Origin of the sequence: Micromonospora sp. NBC_00858, from assembly GCF_045207365.1 — a bacterium.
Taxonomy (GTDB): domain Bacteria; phylum Actinomycetota; class Actinomycetes; order Mycobacteriales; family Micromonosporaceae; genus Micromonospora.
This window is the reverse complement of the sequence record NZ_CP108828.1, coordinates 1,729,645-1,749,169: the sequence shown is the minus strand read 5'-3', so window position 1 is coordinate 1,749,169 and position 19,525 is coordinate 1,729,645. Positions and strand designations below refer to the sequence as shown.

Here is a 19,525-nt window from a genome sequence, read left to right as displayed (position 1 = left end):
TCGCGAAAGTGGCCCGGTGTCCAGCGCGGACACCGGGCCACTGGTGCTCAGCCGTCCATCCCCAACGCCTCCACGGGGCTGACCCGGGAGGCCCGCCGGGCCGGCAGCACCCCGGCCAGCGCGGTCAGCACGACCAGCGCCGCGAAGAGCCCGACCAGCGGCAGCACCGGCAAGGCCAGCGGTGCGTTGATCCCGAGGACCTGCACCGCCAACCAGGCGTACGGAATGCCGAGCAGCAGGCCGATCGTCGCACCGATCACCCCGTAGAGACCGGACTCGACGGTCAGCATGCCGCGCAGGCCGGGCCGGGACAGGCCGACCGCGCGGAGCAGCCCGGACTCGCGTACCCGCTCCACCACCGAGAGCGCGGTCGTGGACCCCACACCGACCACCGCAATCAGTACGGTCAGGCTGACCAGGCCGACGGCGATCCAGAGCAGGGTGGTCAGCACCTCGTCGTGGCGGTCCCGCTCGTCGGCGAGCACCGCGAGGCCAACCCCGTCACTGCCGCCGATCGCCTGCCGCAGCGCCTGCACACCAGCGGTACGGCCGTCCTCGCCGGGGCGGGCCGCGTCGGCCAGCAGACCGCTGAACGCCGGCGGCACGCCGAGCCGGTCGAGGTCGGCACGGTCGGTGACGATGCCCGCGTGCAGGGGGCCGTGGTCGGGCAGGACCGCGGCCACGCGTACGTCGACCGTCTTCCCGGCGAGGGCGAGCGTGGTGCTGTCGCCGGCCCGCAGCCCGGCGTCCCGGGCGACCCAGCTGCCCAGCACGATCCGGCCGGGGCCACGGTCGGCCAGCGTGCCCTGCGCCGCGTCCAGGTCTTCGGTGCTCGGCAGGGCCGGCAGGTCGAGGTCGATGGTCGGGTAGCCGGACTCGGCACTGCCGAGCCGGTCGGCGCCGCTCATCAGCGTGACGTCGTCGATCCGCCGGTACGGCACCACCCGGGCCAACGCGCCGCGTGCCGCCTCGGCCCGCGTCACGACGGCTGCCGGTAGCGCTTCACCGTTGCTGGCGGTGACCTCGAAATCGGTCGGAGCGGAGAGCGCCATCTCGCGGTCGGCGAGGATCCGCATCGACGCACCGCCGATGACGACACCGGAGATCAGGGTCACGCCGAGCGCGACCACCACGGAGACCGCGGCGGCGCGGCGCGGCGTCCCTCCGATTCCGCCGACCGCCAGCCGCCCGAGCGGCCCGAACTGGCGCAGCGGCCAACCCACCACGGCCAGCACCGGGCGCACCAACAGCGGCCCGAGGGCCACCAGCGCGAAGAACGCCAGCGTGCCGGAGCCGACGAGCAGGAGCAGCCCCGGCATCGGGTCGTAGGACTCCTGGTCCGGCGCGGGCAACCGGCTGACCGTCGCGGCGCACGCCAGTGCCGCGCCGGTGGCCAGTAGCCCCCCGGACACCAGGCGCAGCACCCCGACGCCGCGGCGGCCGGCGGTGATGCTCGCCGCCCGCAGCGCCTCCAGCGGAGAGACCCGGGCGGCGGAGAACGCCGGCGCCAGGACCGCCAGCACGGTGAGGACGACGGCGCCGACCACCACCGAGACCGCGGCGGCCAGTGGCAGGCCCGGCGCCGAGACCGCCTTTCCGGAGGCGCGCAGGACCGCCGGGAGGGCGTGCCCGGCCGCGAGAGCGGCGGTGACCCCGACGCCTCCGGCGACCAGCCCGGTCAGGGCGCCCTCGGCGATCAGCGCCCCGACCAGGGCGCCCCGGCTCGCGCCGACCGCGCGCAACAGCGCGAGTTGCCGCATCCGCTGGGCGAAGACGATGCGGAAGGTCGAGGTGACCACCAGCGCCGCGGCGACGACCGCCACCGCGACGAACATGCCGACCAGGGCGAACAGTCGCCCGACCTGCTCGGCCTCCGCATCGGCCTCCGCCTGGCGGACCTCGTCACCGGTGCGGATCGGCAGGTCGGCCGGCAGCGTCGCGGTCATCCGGCCCCGCACCGTCTCCGCCGACGCGCCGGGGGCCACCCGCACATCGATCCGCTCCAGCGGGATCAGACCGGCCCACGCGGTCACCACGCTGTCCGGGGCGTACGCGTTGAAGCCACCGTCGTCGGGGGTCTCGACCAGGCCGGTGACGGTGAGCCGGGTGGGGGTGGTCAGCTCACCGCCCGTCCCGCTGGTCACGGTGCCGACCGAGAGCCCCAGCCGCTCGACGGTACGCGGGCTGACGGCGATCTCGCCGGGGCTGTCCGGGTAGCTGCCCTGGACCAGCCGGACCCTGGCCAGCGGGCCGGTGCCGGGGTCGGCCTGCAGGTTGAGGTACCCCTCGCCGAGGGAGACACCGATGGTCAGCCGGCCGACCGCCTCGGCGACGCCCGGCACGGCGCGGACGCGCTGCAACGCCGCCACGCTGGGCGGCGGCGGCTGCTCCGGATCGCCGACCACCAGGTCGGTGGCGGCGGGGGTGCCGCTGAGGTTGTCCAGCGTGGTCCGTTCGGTGATCTGCTGGGCCAGCACGGTGCCGAAGACGACGAACGACGCGACCAGGATGGCCAGACCGGTCAGGATCAGCCGTCCGGGGCGACGTGCCGCCGCGCTCACCTGGGTCCGCAACGCCGTCGCCCTCATGCGCCGGCCGCCAGATCGCGCAGCGCGTCGGTGACCGAGCCCTGGTCCGGCTTGTCGATCTCCCCGGCGACCCGGCCGTCGGCGAGCAGCACCACCCGGTCGGCGTACGCGGCGGCGATCGGGTCGTGGGTGACCATGACGACCGTCTGGCCGAGGTCGCGTACCGAGTCGCGCAGGATGGTGAGCACCTCCGCGCCGGAGCGGGAGTCGAGGTTGCCGGTCGGCTCGTCGGCGAAGACCACCTCCGGACGCGACACCAGCGCCCGGGCCAGCGCCACCCGCTGCTGCTGACCGCCGGAGAGCTCGCTGGGCCGGTGACCCAGCCGCTGGCCGAGCCCCAGCACGTCGACCAGGTGCGCGAGGAGTTCACCGTCGGGCTGCCGGCCGGCGAGATCCAGCGGCAGCGTGATGTTCTGCGCGGCGGTGAGCTGCGGCAGCAGGTTGAACGACTGGAAGACGAACCCGATCCGGTCCCGGCGCACCCGGGTCAGCGTCCGGTCGGACCGGCCCGTGAGCTCCGTGCCACCGAGCAGGACCCGGCCGGCGGTGGCCGTGTCCAGACCGGCGAGGCAGTGCATCAGCGTCGACTTGCCGGACCCGGAGGACCCCATGATCGCGGTGAACTCGGCCCGGCCGAAGCCGACCGAGACCCCGTCCAGGGCACGGACCGCGGTGTCGCCGCTGCCGTACACCTTCACCAGGTCGACCGCGGCGACGGCGGCGTGGCTGGTCTCCGGCGGGGCGTGCGTTGTCATGGTTCCTCCAGTGGCTGCGACAGTGACCGGGGAAGCCTCGCCCGCGAGGGTGGGTGGCCGCATCGGCCCGCGGTCCGGGATCACGGGCGCCGGGTCTGCCTTTCGGCCGATCCGGCCGACCCGCCGACCTGGCTACGCTGGGTCACGATGAACGCGCCGGGATTCTCGAATTGGTGGATACGCCTGGGCCAGCTCGCCGGCCTGGCAGCCATGGCCCTGCTCGGCCTCTTCGACCTGCGGTTCGGCCTGCTTCGGGGGATGGGCACAGCCTTTGCCCTGCTCCTCCTGGTGCGGGTGGGGCTGGCGATGGCGGCCACGCTGGTCTGGCTGCCCGTGCACCGGCAGGGCTCCCGGCTGTTGCCACTGGCGGCGCTCCTGCTGGGCGCCACCTCACTCGCCGTCACCGCCGGTGTCGTCGTGCTCACCGGGGCCGGTACCCGCCCCATCGGCGGCACCTGGGGTCTCGCGGAGTCCGCCGGCCTGTTGGCGGTGGTCTTCGTGGTGGCCCGGCGAGGCTCACGCCGGCTCGCGCCGTGGGCGGCGGTGGTCGCCGCGCTCGCCGCCGCCGCGCTGCCGCTGCGCGCCGGCGCCGAGAGCGTCTACGTGATCTTCGGGCTGCTCCAGGCACTCGCCGCGGTCGGCGCCGCCGCGGTCGGGATCTACCTGCGCGTGGTCGCCGCCGGACGGGAACGGACGATCGCGCTGGTCCGGGCCGAACAGCGCGCCGAGTTCGCCCGCGACCTGCACGATTTCATCGCCCACCACGTGACCGGCATCGTGGTGCAGGCGCAGGGAGCCCGGTTCATTGCCGAGCAGGACCCGCAGCGGGTGATCGTCGCTCTGGAGCAGATCGAGCGCGCCGGCGCCGAGACGATGGCCTCGATGCGGCGGATGGTCGGCGTCCTGCGCAATCCGGACGCCCCGCCGGACGCGCCGCTGGCCCCACTGGCCGGCGTGGCCGACCTGGCACCGTTGCTGGAGGGCCACAACGGCACGACGAACGCGCCGGCCCGGCTGCACGTCGACGGGCCGCTGGACGGGCTGCCGGTGGAGGTCTCGACCTCGGCGTACCGGGTGGTGATGGAGGGGCTGACCAACACTCGCCAGCACGCCCCGGACGCCCGGTCGGTGGACGTGTCCGTGCGCCGTACCCCGGACTGGCTGCTGGTCCGGGTCGCCGACGACGGCGCGACCCCGCGCACCGCGCCGGCCCGGGGGCACGGCTTCGGCCTGATCGGCCTCAGTGAGCGGGTACGTGCCCTAGGCGGCACGATCACCGCCGGGCCCGGCGTCGCCGGCGGTTGGGTGCTCGACGCGGCGCTGCCGCTGCGCCCGGCGGTGGTCCGGTGATCCGGGTACTGATCGCCGACGACCAGGCGATGGTCCGGACCGGCTTCGGCATGATCATCGGGGCGCAATCGGACATGGAGGTGGTCGGCGAGGCCGCCGACGGGGTCGTCGCGGTCGAGCTGGCCCGGCGCCTGCGACCGGACGTGGTGCTGCTGGACATCCGGATGCCCCGCCTCGACGGCCTCGAAGCGCTGCGGCTGCTCGCCGGGCCCGGCGTCACCGACCCGGTCAGGGTCGTGGTGGTCACGACCTTCGACCTCGACGAGTACGTGCACACCGCGCTGTCCAACGGCGCCTGCGGCTTCCTGCTCAAGGACTCCGGCCCGGCGCTGCTCGTGGAGGCGGTCCGCGCGGCCGTGTCCGGCGACGCGTTGATCAGCCCGTCCATCACCGTACGGCTGCTGGAACACCTCAGCCCGCCCGCTCCGGCGCGGGACCACGCCGGCCTGTCCCCCCGGGAACTCGACGTCGTGAAACTCGTCGCCCGGGGCCTGACCAACGCCGAGATCGCCACCCAGCTCTTCATCGCCGTCGGCACGGTCAAGACCCACCTGGCCAGCGTGCAGACGAAGCTCCCGGCCCGCAACCGCGTCGAGATCGCCGCCTGGGCCTGGGAACGCCGCCTCGTCGGCTAGCGGGCCCGCCGAAGCCGGGTCTGGCGCGGGCCGCGACATCTTGCGACGCTAACGCTCGTGTATGACTACGACCTGTTGGTGCTGGGCTCCGGACCCAGTGGTCAGAAGGCTGCGATCGCGGCCGCCAAGCTCGGCAGGCGGGTCGGCATCGTGGACCGCCGCGACATGATCGGTGGGGTGTGCATCAACACCGGCACCGTCCCCTCCAAGACGCTGCGCGAGGCGGTGCTCTATCTGACCGGGCTGAGCCAGCGGGACCTCTACGGCAGCAGCTACCGGGTCAAGGAAGAGATCACGGTCAGCGACCTGGCCGCCCGCACCCAGCACGTGATCACCCGGCAGACCGACGTCATCCGCAACCAGCTCGCCCGCAACCGGGTCGCGATGATCACCGGGACTGGCCGGTTCGCCGACGCCCACGCGATCTGGGTCGACGGCGGCTCCGGGCGCGAGTCCAAGGTGACCTTCGACAAAATCATCATCGCCGCGGGCACCCGCCCGGCCCGCCCGGACAGCGTCGACTTCGACGACCGGACCATTGTGGACTCCGACGGCGTCATCAACCTCCAGGCCGTACCCCGCAGCATGGTCGTGGTCGGTGCCGGCGTGATCGGCATGGAGTACGCGTCCATGTTCGCCGCGCTCGGCACCAAGGTGACCGTGGTGGAACGCCGCGACCGGATGCTCGACTTCTGCGACGAGGAGGTCGTCGAGTCGCTCAAGTACCACCTGCGCGACCTGTCCGTGGCGTTCCGCTTCGGCGAGGAGGTCGCCGCAGTGGAGAAGCACCAGACGGCAGCGCTGTGCATCCTGAAGAGCGGCAAGAAGATCGTCGCGGACACCGTCATGTACTCGGCCGGCCGGCAGGGCCAGACCGACGACCTGGCGCTGGAGTTGGCCGGGCTGCAGGCGGACAGACGCGGCCGGATCACGGTCGACGCCAACTACCGCACCTCGGTGGACAACATCTACGCGGTCGGTGACGTGATCGGCTTCCCGGCGCTCGCGTCCACCTCGATGGAGCAGGGCCGGCTGGCCGCCCAGCACGCCTGCGGCGAGCCGGTCCGGGAGATGCACGGCCTGCAGCCGATCGGCATCTACACGATCCCGGAGATCAGCTTCGTCGGGCAGACCGAGGCACAGCTCACCGACGCCTCGACGCCGTTCGAGGTGGGTATCGCGCGCTATCGCGAGCTGGCCCGTGGTCAGATCGTGGGTGACTCGTACGGCATGCTGAAACTGCTCGTCTCCCCCGACGACGGTCGGCTGCTCGGCGTGCACGTGTTCGGTACCGCCGCCACCGAGATCGTCCATATCGGGCAGGCGGTGATCGGCTGCGGCGGCACGATCGACTACCTGGTCGACGCGGTGTTCAACTACCCGACGCTCGCCGAGGCGTACAAGGTGGCCGCCCTGGACGCGTCCAACAAGATCCGCAACATCACCCGCATCGACGGCTGACACATCGCCAACGCGTGTCGGTGGTTTTCGCTAGGGTGCCGACACTGTTGCAGCGTGGGAGAAAGAGGCAGTCGTGGGCGCATCCGGGTGGAGCTACGTCGTCGCACGCGAGCATCTGGGAATCATCAAGGATCTGGCCGAGCGGAGCTGGTTCGGCCGCTGTGCGGTCCTGCACGACGTGCAGGGCCGACCCGAGGAGATCTACTTCTGGGGATACTCCGGCGACTGACGGCCGCACCCGGTCACCCGTTGGCGGGATGTCCGGCCGTCCTGGTCGGCTGCCAGAATTCGTCCATGCGACGCGCCATCGTCGGGCGGGACGAGGTGTTCGACCGTGCCTGGCAGCTGCTGAGCCAACCCGGGCCGGTGCTGTTGGAGGGGCCCGTCGGCATCGGCAAGACCGAGTTGTGGCGGGCGCTGGTCGCGCAGGCCGCGCAGGCGGGTTGGCTGGTGCTGAGTTGCGCGCCCACCGAGGCCGAATCCGAGCTTCCGTACGCGGCCCTGGCCGACCTGCTCCGCCCGCTCGCCGACCGGGTCGCCGCGCTGCCCCGGCCACAGCGGGTCGCGGCCGAGGTGGTGCTCCTCTCCGGCGACGCCCACGAGGCGGTCGACGTGCGGGTGGTCGGAGCGGCCACCCGGTCGCTGCTGGAAGCCGCGACGGCGGCGAAGACCCACCCGGCGGTGCTCGTCGCGGTGGACGACGCGCCCTGGCTGGACCGGCCCAGCGAACGCGCGTTGCGGTACGCGCTGCGCCGCGTGACCGGCCTGGCCACCCTGGTGAGCCGCCGACGCGGCCCGGGTGCGCCCGAGGACGTACCCCTCGGGCTCGACGAGGGCCGCCACGGCGACCCGGTCGGCCGTGTCGAGGTGCCCCCGCTCGACGTCGGCGCGCTGCACCACGTCCTGCGCGATCAGCTCGGCGCCACGCTCAGCCGGCCGATGCTCGTCCGAGTGGCCCGGGAGGCCGACGGCAACCCGCTGCTGGCCATCGAGGTGGTCCGGGCGGTACAACGCCTGCCGCGCCAACCCGCACCCGGTGACGACCTGCCGGTGGCCGCGTCCATGCACCACCTGCTCGCGGACGTCCTCGCCGGGCTGCCCCTGGCCAGCCGCGCCGCGGTGCGACTGGCCGCGCTGCTGACCGTACCCACCCTGGCCGACCTGGCGGCGGCGGAGGTGTCCGCCGCCGCGCTGGACGCGCCCGAGGAGGCCGGGCTGATCGTCGTGACGCCGACCGGCGTGCGCTTCACCCATCCGGTGTACGCGGCCGCCGTCCGGGCCGGCATCCCGCCGGGAGTCCGCCGCCGGCTGCACCGGCAGCTCGCCGACCTGCTCACCGATCCGGACGAGCGGGCCCGACACCTCGCGCTCTGCGCGACGGACCCGGACCCGGTGGTCGCGGATACCCTCGCCGCCGCAGCCGCGCGGTGGCACAGCCGGGGCGCACCCGACCTCGCCGCGGAGCTGCACGACCGCGCCGGCCAGCTCACCCCGGCCGACGACCGGGTACGCCTGGGCCACCGGCGACTCGCGGCGGCCCGCTGCCGATTCGACAGTGGCGACTTCCCGGCGGCCCGCCAGGCGGCCGAGGCGGTCGCGTCGGAGTTCGACGGCGACGTCCAGGCGGAGTCGCTGCTGCTGCGCGCCGTCGTCGCCTGGTCTGGCGGTGAGGCAGCCCGGGTGGCGGTGGACAACGGCACCCGGGCGCTGGCGGCGGCCCGACCCGACTCGGCGCTGGCCGGGCGCATCCACGCCCACCTCGCCGTCTTCGACGACCGGACGGAAGCGGCCCGGGAGCACGCCGAGGCCGCCGCCACGCTGCTGGACGGACGCCACGACGACCACGACCTGCTCGCCGCCGCCCTGGTTCTGCTCTTCTTCCAGGAGGTACGGCTCGGCCAGGCGCCGCGTACCGACCTGTTGGACCGGGCCCTCACCTTGGAGGGTGACGAACCGGCCTGGCTGGCGAGCACGGTGCCCGCGATCTGGTGGAAGTCGATCGACGACGCGGAGCGGGCCCGGCGGCGGCTGCACCGGATGCTCGGCCGCGCCGAGGCCCGGGGCGACGAGCCGCTGCAACACGAGCTGCTCTCCCACCTCGGGGAGGCCGAATTGCTGGCCGGGCGGTGGGACGAGGCCGAACGGCACATCACCGCGGCTCGGGAACTCGGTGACCAGCTCGGCACCGGCCTCGTCGGTGAGACCTGGCTGGCCGGGCTGCTCGACGCGCACCGGGGACGACTGGCCGAGGCGACCCGGGTGGCCGAGTCCGGCCTGCGGCTCGCCGACGAGTTGGACGACGACTGGTGCCGACGGATCCACCAGCAGTTGGCCGGGTTCGTGGCCCTCTCCGCCGGCCGGATGGAGGAGGCCGCGTCCGCGTACACCAGCCTGGCCGCGACCATCGACGCCAACGGTCTGGTGGAGCCACTCGCCATGCGGTTCGAGCCGGACTGGATCGAGGCGTGCGTCGCGGTGGGCGATCTCGACCGGGCGGCGGCCGTGCTGGAGCGTCTGACAGCCCGACACCGCCGGCTGCCGCGTCCCTGGACGACGCTCGGCTCCGCCCGGGCCCGCGCGCTGTTGGACAGCGCCACCGGCGTCGACCCCGGCGAGGCGCTCGACGCGCTGACGGTGGCGCGGGACGCCGTACCACCGGATGTGCTGCCGTTGGACCGCGCCCGCTGCCTGCTCGTGGCCGGGATCGTGCACCGCAGGTCCCGCCGCAAGCTGCCGGCCCGGCAGGCGTTGGAGGGAGCGCTCGCGGAGTTCACCGCGATCGGCGCGGCGGCGTTCGCGGACCGGGCCCGGGCGGAGTTGGCTCGCGTCGGTGGCCGCCCACCGACACCCCGGCACCTCACCGCCACCGAGGAGCGGGTGGCCCAGCTCGCGGCGCGCGGGCGGACCAACCGGGCCATCGCCGACGAGCTGTTCATCAGCCCGAAGACCGTCGAGGCGAACCTGGCTCGGATCTACCGCAAGCTCAGCATCTCCACCCGCGCCGAGCTGGGTGCCGCGATGAGCAGGGCCGACGCGCAAGCGTAGGGAAACGCCCGATTCCTCGCCACCGGCTGCGACCTAGCCTCAGGTCATGGCCGGCTACCTGTTCGCACTGGAGCAGTACGACCGCTCCCCCGACACGGACGGGGCGGCGCCAGCGTTCGGCACCCCAGACTGTCGGCTGGTCGCCGCCGTCCGGCTACCGACCGACGACGTCGTGATCGCGCTGGTCGAAGGCCCCAACGCGGAGGTGGTGGCCGCGGCCGCCGCAGCCGCCGCATGGCGGGTCGACCGCCTGATCCCGGCTCGGTGGATCCATCCACCCGGGACCGCCCCCACCAATCCGGAACTCCCCTGACCAGCGAGGGAAGCATGACTGTGCGCCGTCTGATCGCACCCGTGTGGTGCTCACTGCTGCTCATCCCGCTGGTCGCCTGCGGCGGAGCGGACGATGGTCCGGCCGCCCCGGTGGCCGACGCCGGGCAGAGCGTCACGGCCACGTCCGGCGGCGACCCGTCGGACGCTGCCCCGGCGGAGGAGTCGCCTGCCGCGCCGGCCGTCGACGCCTGCGCCCTGGTGTCCAAGCAGGAGGCTGAGAAGCTGGCCGGCACCCCGCTGGAGGAACCACTGGAGAAGCCGGCGCCGGACCGGGACACCTGCACCTACACCGGCCCGGTCAGCGGTCCGACCGCCCAGGTCGAGGTGTTCGTCGGCCCCGGCGCGAAGAAGTTCCTCGACATCGAACGCGAACTCGGGCACGAGCTGACCCCGATCAGCGGTGCGGGCGACGAGGCGTACGCCGAGGACGGCACCGTCTTCGTCAGCAAGGGCGGGGTGTGGGTCTCCATCCGACTCGTCCGCACCGATGACCCAGCCAGGTACCGCGCGGCCCTGGAGACCCTGGCCCGTACGACCGCCGGCCGGCTGTGACCCGCGGCGGAGGGGACGTGATGGCACCCGGATCCCGGCGGCACCGCGCGATGGTGGCGCTGCTCGCGGTGACCCTGTTGCTCCCGGCGGCCTGCGATCGGGGTGCAGCGGACCCGACGCCGCCCGGTCCGCCGGCCGGTGGCACCGGCGGTGACCAGCGGTACGGTGCGGCGCCCGCGCCCAATCCGGACGTGACCTATCAACCCGACGTGGTGTTCGTGGGCGGCGGCGGTGGATCGGTGCGCGGGCTCTCCGAGGATGCGCTCACCTGGCGCATCGATCCCGCCGCCAGCGGTGCCGACCGGCTCGCCCGGGGCAGGGTCATGTTCCTCACCGGTCGGGCGGTCGGGCGGGTGCTCGATGTACGCCGCGACGGGGAGGACCTGGCGGTGACCCTGGGACCGGTGGACATCACGCAGGTGATCCGCGACGGCACCTTCGCCGGTGACCGGCCGGTCTCCCTGGACAATCCGACCCGGTACGACGCGGGCACGCCGTTCTGGGCCGAGTACGACGGCGAGGCCGGCGGGGGCGGCGGCTCGGTGACGCCGGTGGTCGGGATGGCGGCCGGCACTGGGCGGCAGAGCGCGATTCGGCCGGCGGCCGGCGCGGGTGAGCAGCGGATCGACGGGTTCGCGGTCACCCCGATCTGCTGCGCGAGCGGAGTCGGCGCGCGGTTCAGCTACGACGGCGGCGGTATCCGCATCGTCGGCACGGTGACGCTGCTGATGAAGGACCCGACGGCCCGGTTCCACCTGGAGATCCGGGGTGGCGCGATCCGTCGGGCGGAACTGCAGATCGGCGGTATGGCCGGGCTGCGGATCGAGATCGCGGGTGCCACCGACGCGGGGCGGAACGTCAACAAACGCATTCCGATCCCGCTGGACTTCAGCGTGCCGGTCGGCGAGATCCTCGGCGTCCCGTTCTCCATCACCGCCAACCAGCTTGTCGGGGTGCAGACGGCGTTCAGCGCCAAGGACGGCAACATCAAGGCGGCTGGCGAATGGTCGCTGGGCGGCTCCCTCGGGTTCGGCTACGCCGACGGCGCCTTCGGCGTCACGAAACCCTGGAACCTGACCGTCCGCAACAGCATCACCGACTCCATCTACGGCCCGTCGGTCGGAGTCAGCGGCATCATCGTCCATTACCAGGCAGCCTTCCGAGCCGGTCTGGGCGCCTTCGGCTTCACCGCCGGCCTGTATGCCACGGTGACCGCCACGGTGGGGCTGACCGTCGGCTCCGCCCTGGGCGCGCCGATCGAGCTGTGCCGCAGCACCCAGCTCGGCCTGTTCCTGGACTACGGCGTCGGCTACAGCATCCCCGCCGGTCTGGTGAAGGCGGTCAACGCCTTCCTCGAACTGATCAACGCCGGGTCGATCGAGGCGAAGTCGGGCATCGGTCGGGTGGACAACGTGTTCAACAAGCTGGACATCCAGCCGGACGTCAAGATCTGCCGGGCCTGACGGCCCTGGCTGAGCGCAGTGGGGGGCGCCGCGGCCAGGGCCGGGCGTGCCCGGTTCCGGGTCGGACGGTGTGGAGGGTTCGGGGCACCCTCCACACCGTCCGGTGTGGCGTCAGCCTGCCGTGCAGGTCGGGGTCAGGCTGCCGGCGGTGCCATTGGCCTGGAAGCCGAACTCGGTGGACTGACCGGCGCCGACCCGGCCGTTGTAGGCCACGTTCGTCCAGCGCGTGGTGCCGGTGTCACCGCTGCGGTTGGCGTTCCAGGCGTTGGTGACCGTCGCGCCCGTCGGCAACGTGATCGTCACCGCCCAGGAGTTGAGGGCCGACGATCCGGCGGTCACCCGCACCGTCCCCACGAAGCCACCCGTCCACTGGTTCACCGACACCGTCGCGGTGCAGCCACCAGGCCCCGGGGGCGGGGTCGTGGGCGGCGGAGTGGTCGGGGGCGGAGTGGTCGGCGGCGGGGTCGTCCCGTTGTTGAGCCCGGCGAGCACCGCGTCGTACGCCGGCTTCTTGGCGCCGCCGCTGGTGAACAGCAACGGGTTCTGCGAAGCCCGCCACGAATCGCTGTCCCGGATGCCCCAGACGGTGATGCCGTTGCAGCGGGGCACGGCGAGACAGTCCTGAACGACACTGCGGTACGTGGCCGCGGAGGCCCCCTCGATGTCCAGCTCGGTGATCTGCACGTCGACGCCGAGCGCCGCGAAGCTGGACAACGTGGTGCGGTAGTTGCTCGGGTACGGCGAGCCGCTGTTGAAGTGCGACTGGAGGCCAACGCAGTCGATGGGCACGCCGCGCTGCTTGAAGTCCCGCACCATCGTGTACACGGCCTGGGTCTTGGCATGCGACCAGTCGTCGGTGTTGTAGTCGTTGTAGCAGAGCTTCGCGGCGGGATCGGCGGCCCGGGCGGCCCGGAACGCCGCCTCGATCCAGTCGTTGCCGGTCCGCTGAAGGTTGGAGTCACGCCGGGCACCCGAGCTGCCGTCGGCGAACGCCTCGTTCACCACGTCCCACGCCACGACCTGACCCCGGAAGTGGGTCGCCACCTGGGTGACGTGGTTGAGCATCGCCTGCCGCAGCGCGCTGCCACTCATGTTCTGCATCCAGCCCGGCTGCTGCGAGTGCCAGGCCAGGGTGTGACCGCGCACGCTCATCCCTCGGCTGCGCGCGTGGTTGACGATCTGGTCGGCAGCGCCGTAGCTGAACTGACCCTGCTGCGGCTCGGTCGCATCGATCTTCATCTCGTTCTCGGGCGTCACCGAGTTGAACTCACGGTTCAGGATCGTGGTGTAGGCGCTGTCGCTCAGCTTGTTCGCGGCCACCGCCGTGCCGAAGTACCGACCCTGCTCGGCGGCGGACGCACCGAGCGTGGTGCCGGCGGCGGCGGGAGCCGCCAGGAGCATCGCCATGCCGGCGGCGAGGGCAGCCACCCCGGTCAGCGCGATGGCGGCTCGTGATGCCGCCTTCCATTGCGGGTTTCGCATCGTGCAACTCCAGTTCTGGGTGGTGGTGTCGGGGGGTCAGGAGGTCGAACAGGCGACGCCGTTCAGGGCGAAGGACGACGGTTTTCCGGTGCCGCCCTCGTGGGTGGCCTGGAAGCCGATGTCGACCGACGCGTTCGGCGCGATGGCGGCGTTGTAGGAGACGTTGCGGGCGGTCACCGCGCCGCTCGCCGGGGAGTACTGCGCGTTCCAGCCGTTGGTGATCCGCTGACCGGTGGGCAGCGTGAAGGTCAGCGCCCATCCGTTCACCGGCGCCGCACCGGTGTTGGTGATGGTGACGCTCGCGGTGAGTCCGGTGTTCCAGGCGTTGACCGCGTACCCGATCCGGCAGGCACCCCCGGTCGGGGGCGGAGTGGTGGGCGGCGGGGTCGTGGGCGGCGGGGTCGTCGGCGGCGGGGTGGCGCCGTCCAGCCCGAAGAAGCGGAGCACCTGCGCGGCGTCGACCGGCAGGTTGTGCGAGACGCCCTGCATGCTGATCGCCTCGACCGGAGCCGTGCCGCCGCTGCTCCCGTACCGGGTCCGGTTGTAGCCGGCCTGCGGTGAGTCGGTGTACGTCGGGGTCTGGCTCAGCCCGTGCACGTTGGTCCACTGCTTGACCTGCTCGCCGAAGTTCGGGTAGCGCAGCGTCTCATCGTTGGTGCCGTGCCAGATCTGCATCCGTGGTCGCCGGCCGGTGTAGCCCGGGTACGCCTCGCGCACCAGGTCCCCCCACTGCTGCGGGGTCCTGATGAGCTGCCCGTTCGCGCACTCGCTGTTCCACTCCGAGCTGCCGCCGGTGGCGAAGCAGCCGAACGGCACCCCGGCGAAGGACGCGCCCGCCGTGAACACGTCCGGGTAGACGCCCAGCATGACGTTCGTCATCATCGCCCCGGACGAGGTGCCGGTGGCGAAGATCCGGTCCGGGTCGGCGGCGTACCGCTGTCGCACGTGGTCGACCATCGACATGAGCCCGACCGGGTCGCTGCCACCGCCCCGGCGCAGTGCCTGCGGCGAGGACACGTCCCAGCAGAGGCTGCTGCGGGTCACCGACGGGTAGATCACGATGAACCCGTACCGGTCCGCGAGGGACGCGTACTGCGTGCCGGAGTGGTACGCCGGACCCGAGCCGGTGCAGTAGTGCAGGGCGAGCAGGATCGCCGGCCGGGACGCCACCCGGTCCGGGACGTACAGGTGCATCCGCAGGTTGGTGGGGTTGCTGCCGAAGCCTGTCACCTCGGTCAACGTGGCCGCCGAGGCTGGCGCGGCGAACGCCAACGCGGCAGCGGCCAGCGTCACGGTCGCCATGAGGGCGCCAAGCATTCTTCTCTTCAGTCTCATTCGCGATTCCTGGGGAGAGTGGCGCATGGAAGGGGAGTAGATCGAGGACTGCCCTTCGCCCGACCCTGACCGCGGCTCGCGTGACTGTGTCAGCTTCAATCGAGGATGCTCGATTGTCAAGACTTCCGGAAACCTTTCGCCGCCCGGACCGGGCGGCAGCCTGCGCATCGACCGTGTTCACCGGACACCGGCGGGGACGTGTTACCGAAACATTCCCGATAGTCGATGGTTGCTCCGCTCCCGGTCGGATCGTCCGCTTCCACGAGTTCGACGATCTCCATGGCCCAACCGGTGGCTCGGCTCAGTGCTCCGGCGTGGGCTGATCCGGACAGCGGCATGCCCGCCCTCGGCACCATCGTCGCCTGACCCACCGGGTCGATGTCACCGCTCAGAGCGTGATGACTCTGAGGCATTAAAATACCGCAGAGTCATCACGCTCTTTCGTGTCCGGGCCACCCCGACGCGACACGCCGGGGGCGGCTAGAAGGCGTTGACGCCGGTGAGCGCGCGTCCGATGAGGAGCTGCTGGATCTGGCTGGTGCCCTCGTAGAGGGTGGCGACCCGGGCGTCGCGCAGGTACTTGCCGACCGGATACTCGTCGATGTAGCCGTACCCCCCGAAGACCTGGACCGCGTTGTTGGCCGACCGGACGGCGGCCTCGCTCGCGAAGAGCTTGGCCATCGACGCCTCGGTGGCGAACGGCTGGCCGCGGTCGATCAGGTCGGCCACCTGCCACACCAGCAGCCGGGCCGCGTTGGTGTCCACCGCGATGCCGGCGAGCAGTTGCTGGACGAGCTGGTGACCGGCGATCGGCTTGCCGAACTGGGTCCGCTGCCCGGCGTAGCCGACCGCCGCGTCGAGGCAACCCTGGGCGATGCCGACGCAACCGGCGGCGACCGACATCCGGCCCTTGGCCAGGGTGGCCAGCGCCAGGCGGAACCCGGCGCCCTCCGCGCCGAGGCGGGCCGCGTCGGGCACCCGTACCTCGTCGAAGCGCAGCTCCCCGGTGGCCTGCCCGCGCAGGCCGAGCTTGCCGTGGATCTCCCGCCGGGTCAGCCCGGGGCTGCCGGTCGGCACCAGGAACGCCGTGATGCCCCGGTGCCCTGGGCCACCGGTGCGGGCGAAGACCAGCGCCACGTCGGCGGTGGTGCCATTGGTGATGAACGTCTTCGTGCCGGTGAGCAGCCAGTCGGTGCCGTCGCGTACCGCGCGGGTCCGCAGGGCGGCCGCGTCCGAGCCGCTGTCCGGTTCGGTCAGCGCGAAGCAACCGAGAACGGCGCCGGAGCAGAGCCGGGGCAGCCACTCGGCCCGCTGCTCGACCGACCCGTGCGCGGCGATCGACTTCGCGACCAGGCCGAGTGAGACCGACACGATGCCGCGCACGGCCGAGTCTCCCCGGCCGAGCTCTTCCAGGATGAGGCAGTACGCGAGGTGGTCGCCCCCGGAACCGCCGTCGGACTCGGCGATGGTCAGCCCCAGAAAGCCCAGGTCGCCGAGCATGCCAACGACGGTCGGATCGACCGACTCGCGGCGATCCCAGGCCGCCGCGTGCGGCATCAGCTCCCGGTCGGCGAACTCGGCGGCGAGCTGACGGACTGCCGCCTGCTCGGCGGAAAGGGTGAGCTCCATGACGGATAAACTAGCGGTGATAGTTTTCCGCGTCCAGCGTGGACAGCGACCGACCGCCGGTCACCGGTCCGAGGTCAGCCCGGCGTGCCGCTCGGCAGCGAACGCGCGGGCAAGCTCGGTGCGGGAACGGATGCCGAGCCGGTGGAACACGTTGCGCAGGTGGTGGTCGACCGTGCGGGTGGAGAGGAACATCCGGGCGGCGATCTCCCGGTTGGTGGCCCCCTCGGCGACCAGTTGCGCGATCCGCAGTTGCTGACCGGTCAGCAGCCGTGCCGCGGGTAGGTCCGGCGGGCCGACCGACTCCCCGGCGGCGCGCAGCTCCGCGGTGGCCTGCTCGGCCCAGCAACTCGCCCCGAGCAGGATGAACGTCTCGCGGGCCTGGTGCAGGTGCCCGCGGGCGTCGCGCGGGCGCCGGCTGCGGCGCAGCTCCTGACCGAAGAGCAGCTCGGTGCGGGCGCGCTCGAACGTGCCGGCCTCCATCGGGTGCAACCGCAACGCGGTCCGGAACTCCCGCTCGGCCTCGGCGCTGCCCCGTGGCGCGAGCAGGGCGTGACACCGGGCGGAGAGGGCCCGGCGCAACGGGCTCGCGGTGCTGCTGGCCCAACGGTCGAAGACGGCGAGCGCGGCGGTCGCCGCCGGTCGGTGCGCCAGATGGGCGGCCGCCTCCACCAGGTACGGGGTGGCCATCACCTGGACGAGGACCTGCCCCCGACCGGTGCCGAGCCGGGCCAGCGACGCCAGTCGGTCCGCAGCCTCGACGTGCCGGCCGTCGACCAGGTCGAGAACCGCCAGCGCCCACCCGGCGAGCGCGTGCGGCCGGCTGCCCGGTGTCGGCGTCTCGCCGATCTCGCGGATCCGTTGCAGGCTGGCGGCCCGGTCGGCGCGGATGGCGGCCAGCACGGCGAGCATGCCCAGGTGGACGTTGGCGCAGTTGACCTGCCCGGTGGCGCGGGCGACCCGCAGCCCGGCACGGGAGGTCTCGGCCGCCGCCTCGTGCCGACCCAACCAGTACTCGGCGATGGCCCGCAGCTCCAGCGCCCGGGGCAGCATGGACAACTCGCCCCGGTCCCGGGCCAACCCGACGGCGCGCTCGGCGAGCCGGTGCGCCGCGCCGTCCACGGCCACCACCAGGCCGGCGGCTGCCGCGCAGGTGAGCGCGGTCGGGGTCAGTGCCGGCCCGGTCAACCGGCCACCGAGCACGACGGCCCGACGCAGCGCCGGGCCGGCCCGCTCGTGGTCGCCCCGCAGGGTCGCGGCCACCCCGGCGACCAGGGATGCCCTCAGCTCGATGCCCGGCGGCTCGTTCGGGCGCCGCAACGCCAGCGCCCGGCGCCCGACCTCGGCGTACCGGTACTGGTCACCGGCGAAGCAGACGGCCTCGCCGGCCCGCACCAGCGCGGCCAGGGCCAGGGCGCGGTCGGTGCCGGCCACCGCCCCGGCGGCGGCCAGCAACGTGACCGACGCACCCGAGGCGTCGTCGCACCGCAGTTCCAGCTCGCCACGGAGCAGGTCGGCGTGCCCGCTGACGACCGGGTCCACGCAAACGGCGCGGAGGCGGTCGAGCAGCAGTCGGGCCTGACCGGGTTGGCCGGCCGCCCAGGCGTACCGGGCCGCGGCCAGCAGGCGGGTGGCGGCGCGGGCCGGTTCGTCGCTGAGCTCGGCGGCCCGGCACAGCGCCGCCGAGGCGGTGGCCCAGCCGCCCTCCCCACCGGCTGCAGCCTGTTCCAGCTCGGTGGCCAGGGCCGGGTCGGTGCCCGCCGTCGCGGCGGCGAGGTGCATCGCCGAGCGCAGCCGCTGCCCCTCTGCGTCGAACACGTCGGCGAGCAGCCGGTGCGCCGCGCGGCGCTCCGCGAGCGGCGCGCTGGCCGCGACCATCGCGCGAGCCAGCGGCTGGGGGAAGTTGACGCCGGTCGGCTCGACACGGACCAGGCCGACGACCTCCGCCGGGGCGAGCGCCTCGACGGTGGTCCCGGCGGCCTCCGCCGCCCGGATCAGGGTGGCCGGCCGGCCGTCCTCGTTGAGCGCGGCGAGTAGCAGCATCCGCCGGCTGTCCGCCGGCAACTGGTCCAGCCTGGCCCGATAGGCGCGGCCCAACGCACCCTCGGCCGGCGGTGCGGTGGGCAGCGACTCCTCCCCCCGCCACTGCCCGGGACTGAGCACGCCGGCGAGGTCCACCAGGGCCTGCGGGTTACCGCCGCCGACCGCGGCGAGCGTGGCCGCGACCGGCGCGGCGGGCCGCTCGGGCAGCCGGTCGGTGAGGACGGCGACGCTCTCGCGCTCGTCCAGCGGTCGGAGCAGGTGCGCCGGGATCCCGTCGACCGTCGCGGTGACGTCCGCGGTGAGCAGGACGGCGACCGGCAGGTGCCGCAGCCGGCGGGCCACGACGGCCAGCACCTGGGTGGTCTGCCGGTCGCCCCGGTCGACGTCGTCCATGGTGCCGAGCAGGGGGCGGTCCCGGGCGGCAGCGGCGAGCAGCCCGAGCACGGCCATCGACAGCGCCAGTTGGCGGTCAGCCGGACAGCCCTCTCCGGCCAGCGCCCGCCGCAGCAGGTGCCGCTGCTGCTCCGGCAGGGCGGCGGCCCGATCGAGCACCGGATCGAGCAGGCGCTGCAAGCCCGCGTACGGGAGTGCGGCCTCCTCGGCCAGGCCGGTCCCGGCGAGCACGGTGCACCGCTCGGCGTACCGGTGGGCGTAGCCGACCAGCGCGGTCCGGCCCGAACCCGGCTCGCCGTGCAGCAGCAGAGCACCACCGCCGTCGGTCACGCCGTCGAGCAGGTTCCGGACAGCCCGGCACTCGTCGTCCCGGCCGCGCAGCACGGTTATTTGCACTCTTGATGCAGTAACCATGCATTCAGTGTCACCTATCGGTAACCGAATGGAAAGAGGTGGGCGATACC

General features: G+C 73.2%; 14 protein-coding genes. 8 read left to right on the top strand and 6 right to left on the bottom strand.

From position 1 onward, the window contains the following. Window positions 1-47: 47 nt before the first annotated feature. Window positions 48-2,573 carry an ABC transporter permease gene (locus tag OG990_RS08230; RefSeq protein WP_406079641.1) on the bottom strand — a complete coding sequence of 842 codons (2,526 nt, stop codon included), beginning with the start codon at window positions 2,571-2,573 and terminating at the stop codon, window positions 48-50. Between the two features lie 11 nt (window positions 2,574-2,584). Next, window positions 2,585-3,343 (bottom strand): ABC transporter ATP-binding protein, encoded by a 759-nt coding sequence (locus tag OG990_RS08225; protein ID WP_386982579.1) that lies wholly within the window; start codon window positions 3,341-3,343, stop codon window positions 2,585-2,587. Window positions 3,344-3,490: 147 nt separating this feature from the next. Between OG990_RS08225 and OG990_RS08220 the strand changes: the two genes are divergently transcribed. The 8 genes from OG990_RS08220 to OG990_RS08185 all read left to right on the top strand — a co-directional run bounded on the left by OG990_RS08220 (window position 3,491) and on the right by OG990_RS08185 (window position 12,182). Then, window positions 3,491-4,693: a sensor histidine kinase gene (locus OG990_RS08220; RefSeq protein WP_406079639.1), complete on the top strand. Its 1,203-nt coding sequence runs from the start codon at window positions 3,491-3,493 to the stop codon at window positions 4,691-4,693. After that, the gene (locus OG990_RS08215; protein WP_328415888.1) at window positions 4,690-5,328 is read left to right on the top strand and encodes a response regulator transcription factor; all 639 of its coding nucleotides are present in this window, start codon (window positions 4,690-4,692) and stop codon (window positions 5,326-5,328) included. Before OG990_RS08220 ends, OG990_RS08215 begins: the two co-directional genes overlap by 4 nt. 57 nt (window positions 5,329-5,385) lie before the next feature. Next, on the top strand, window positions 5,386-6,789 hold the full coding sequence (gene sthA, locus OG990_RS08210; protein ID WP_328415887.1) for a Si-specific NAD(P)(+) transhydrogenase: 1,404 nt from the start codon (window positions 5,386-5,388) through the stop codon (window positions 6,787-6,789). A gap of 73 nt (window positions 6,790-6,862) precedes the next feature. Further along, window positions 6,863-7,018: a hypothetical protein gene (locus tag OG990_RS08205; RefSeq protein ID WP_406079638.1), complete on the top strand. Its 156-nt coding sequence runs from the start codon at window positions 6,863-6,865 to the stop codon at window positions 7,016-7,018. A 65-nt stretch (window positions 7,019-7,083) separates the two neighbouring features. After that, on the top strand, window positions 7,084-9,834 hold the full coding sequence (locus OG990_RS08200) for an AAA family ATPase (RefSeq protein WP_406079637.1): 2,751 nt from the start codon (window positions 7,084-7,086) through the stop codon (window positions 9,832-9,834). 46 nt (window positions 9,835-9,880) lie between these two features. Continuing rightward, window positions 9,881-10,147 carry a hypothetical protein gene (locus tag OG990_RS08195; protein WP_355612963.1) on the top strand — a complete coding sequence of 89 codons (267 nt, stop codon included), beginning with the start codon at window positions 9,881-9,883 and terminating at the stop codon, window positions 10,145-10,147. A gap of 14 nt (window positions 10,148-10,161) precedes the next feature. Beyond that, window positions 10,162-10,719 carry a DUF3558 family protein gene (locus OG990_RS08190; protein WP_406079635.1) on the top strand — a complete coding sequence of 186 codons (558 nt, stop codon included), beginning with the start codon at window positions 10,162-10,164 and terminating at the stop codon, window positions 10,717-10,719. 20 nt (window positions 10,720-10,739) lie between these two features. Beyond that, entirely contained in the window at window positions 10,740-12,182 is a 1,443-nt protein-coding gene (locus tag OG990_RS08185) for a hypothetical protein (protein ID WP_406079634.1), read from the top strand. Window positions 12,183-12,293: 111 nt separating this feature from the next. On the opposite strand, the gene OG990_RS08180 is transcribed toward OG990_RS08185, so the two are convergent. The 4 genes from OG990_RS08180 to OG990_RS08165 all read right to left on the bottom strand — a co-directional run bounded on the left by OG990_RS08180 (window position 12,294) and on the right by OG990_RS08165 (window position 19,475). Next, window positions 12,294-13,664, bottom strand: a complete 1,371-nt coding sequence (locus OG990_RS08180) for an endo-1,4-beta-xylanase (protein WP_406079633.1) — start codon at window positions 13,662-13,664, stop codon at window positions 12,294-12,296. 36 nt (window positions 13,665-13,700) lie between these two features. Next, window positions 13,701-14,999 (bottom strand): PHB depolymerase family esterase, encoded by a 1,299-nt coding sequence (locus OG990_RS08175; RefSeq protein WP_406079631.1) that lies wholly within the window; start codon window positions 14,997-14,999, stop codon window positions 13,701-13,703. 480 nt (window positions 15,000-15,479) lie between these two features. Continuing rightward, window positions 15,480-16,628, bottom strand: coding sequence for an acyl-CoA dehydrogenase family protein (locus tag OG990_RS08170; RefSeq protein WP_406079629.1), 1,149 nt, complete (start codon window positions 16,626-16,628; stop codon window positions 15,480-15,482). A 60-nt stretch (window positions 16,629-16,688) separates the two neighbouring features. After that, on the bottom strand, window positions 16,689-19,475 hold the full coding sequence (locus tag OG990_RS08165) for an AAA family ATPase (RefSeq protein WP_406079627.1): 2,787 nt from the start codon (window positions 19,473-19,475) through the stop codon (window positions 16,689-16,691). Window positions 19,476-19,525 lie beyond the last annotated feature (50 nt).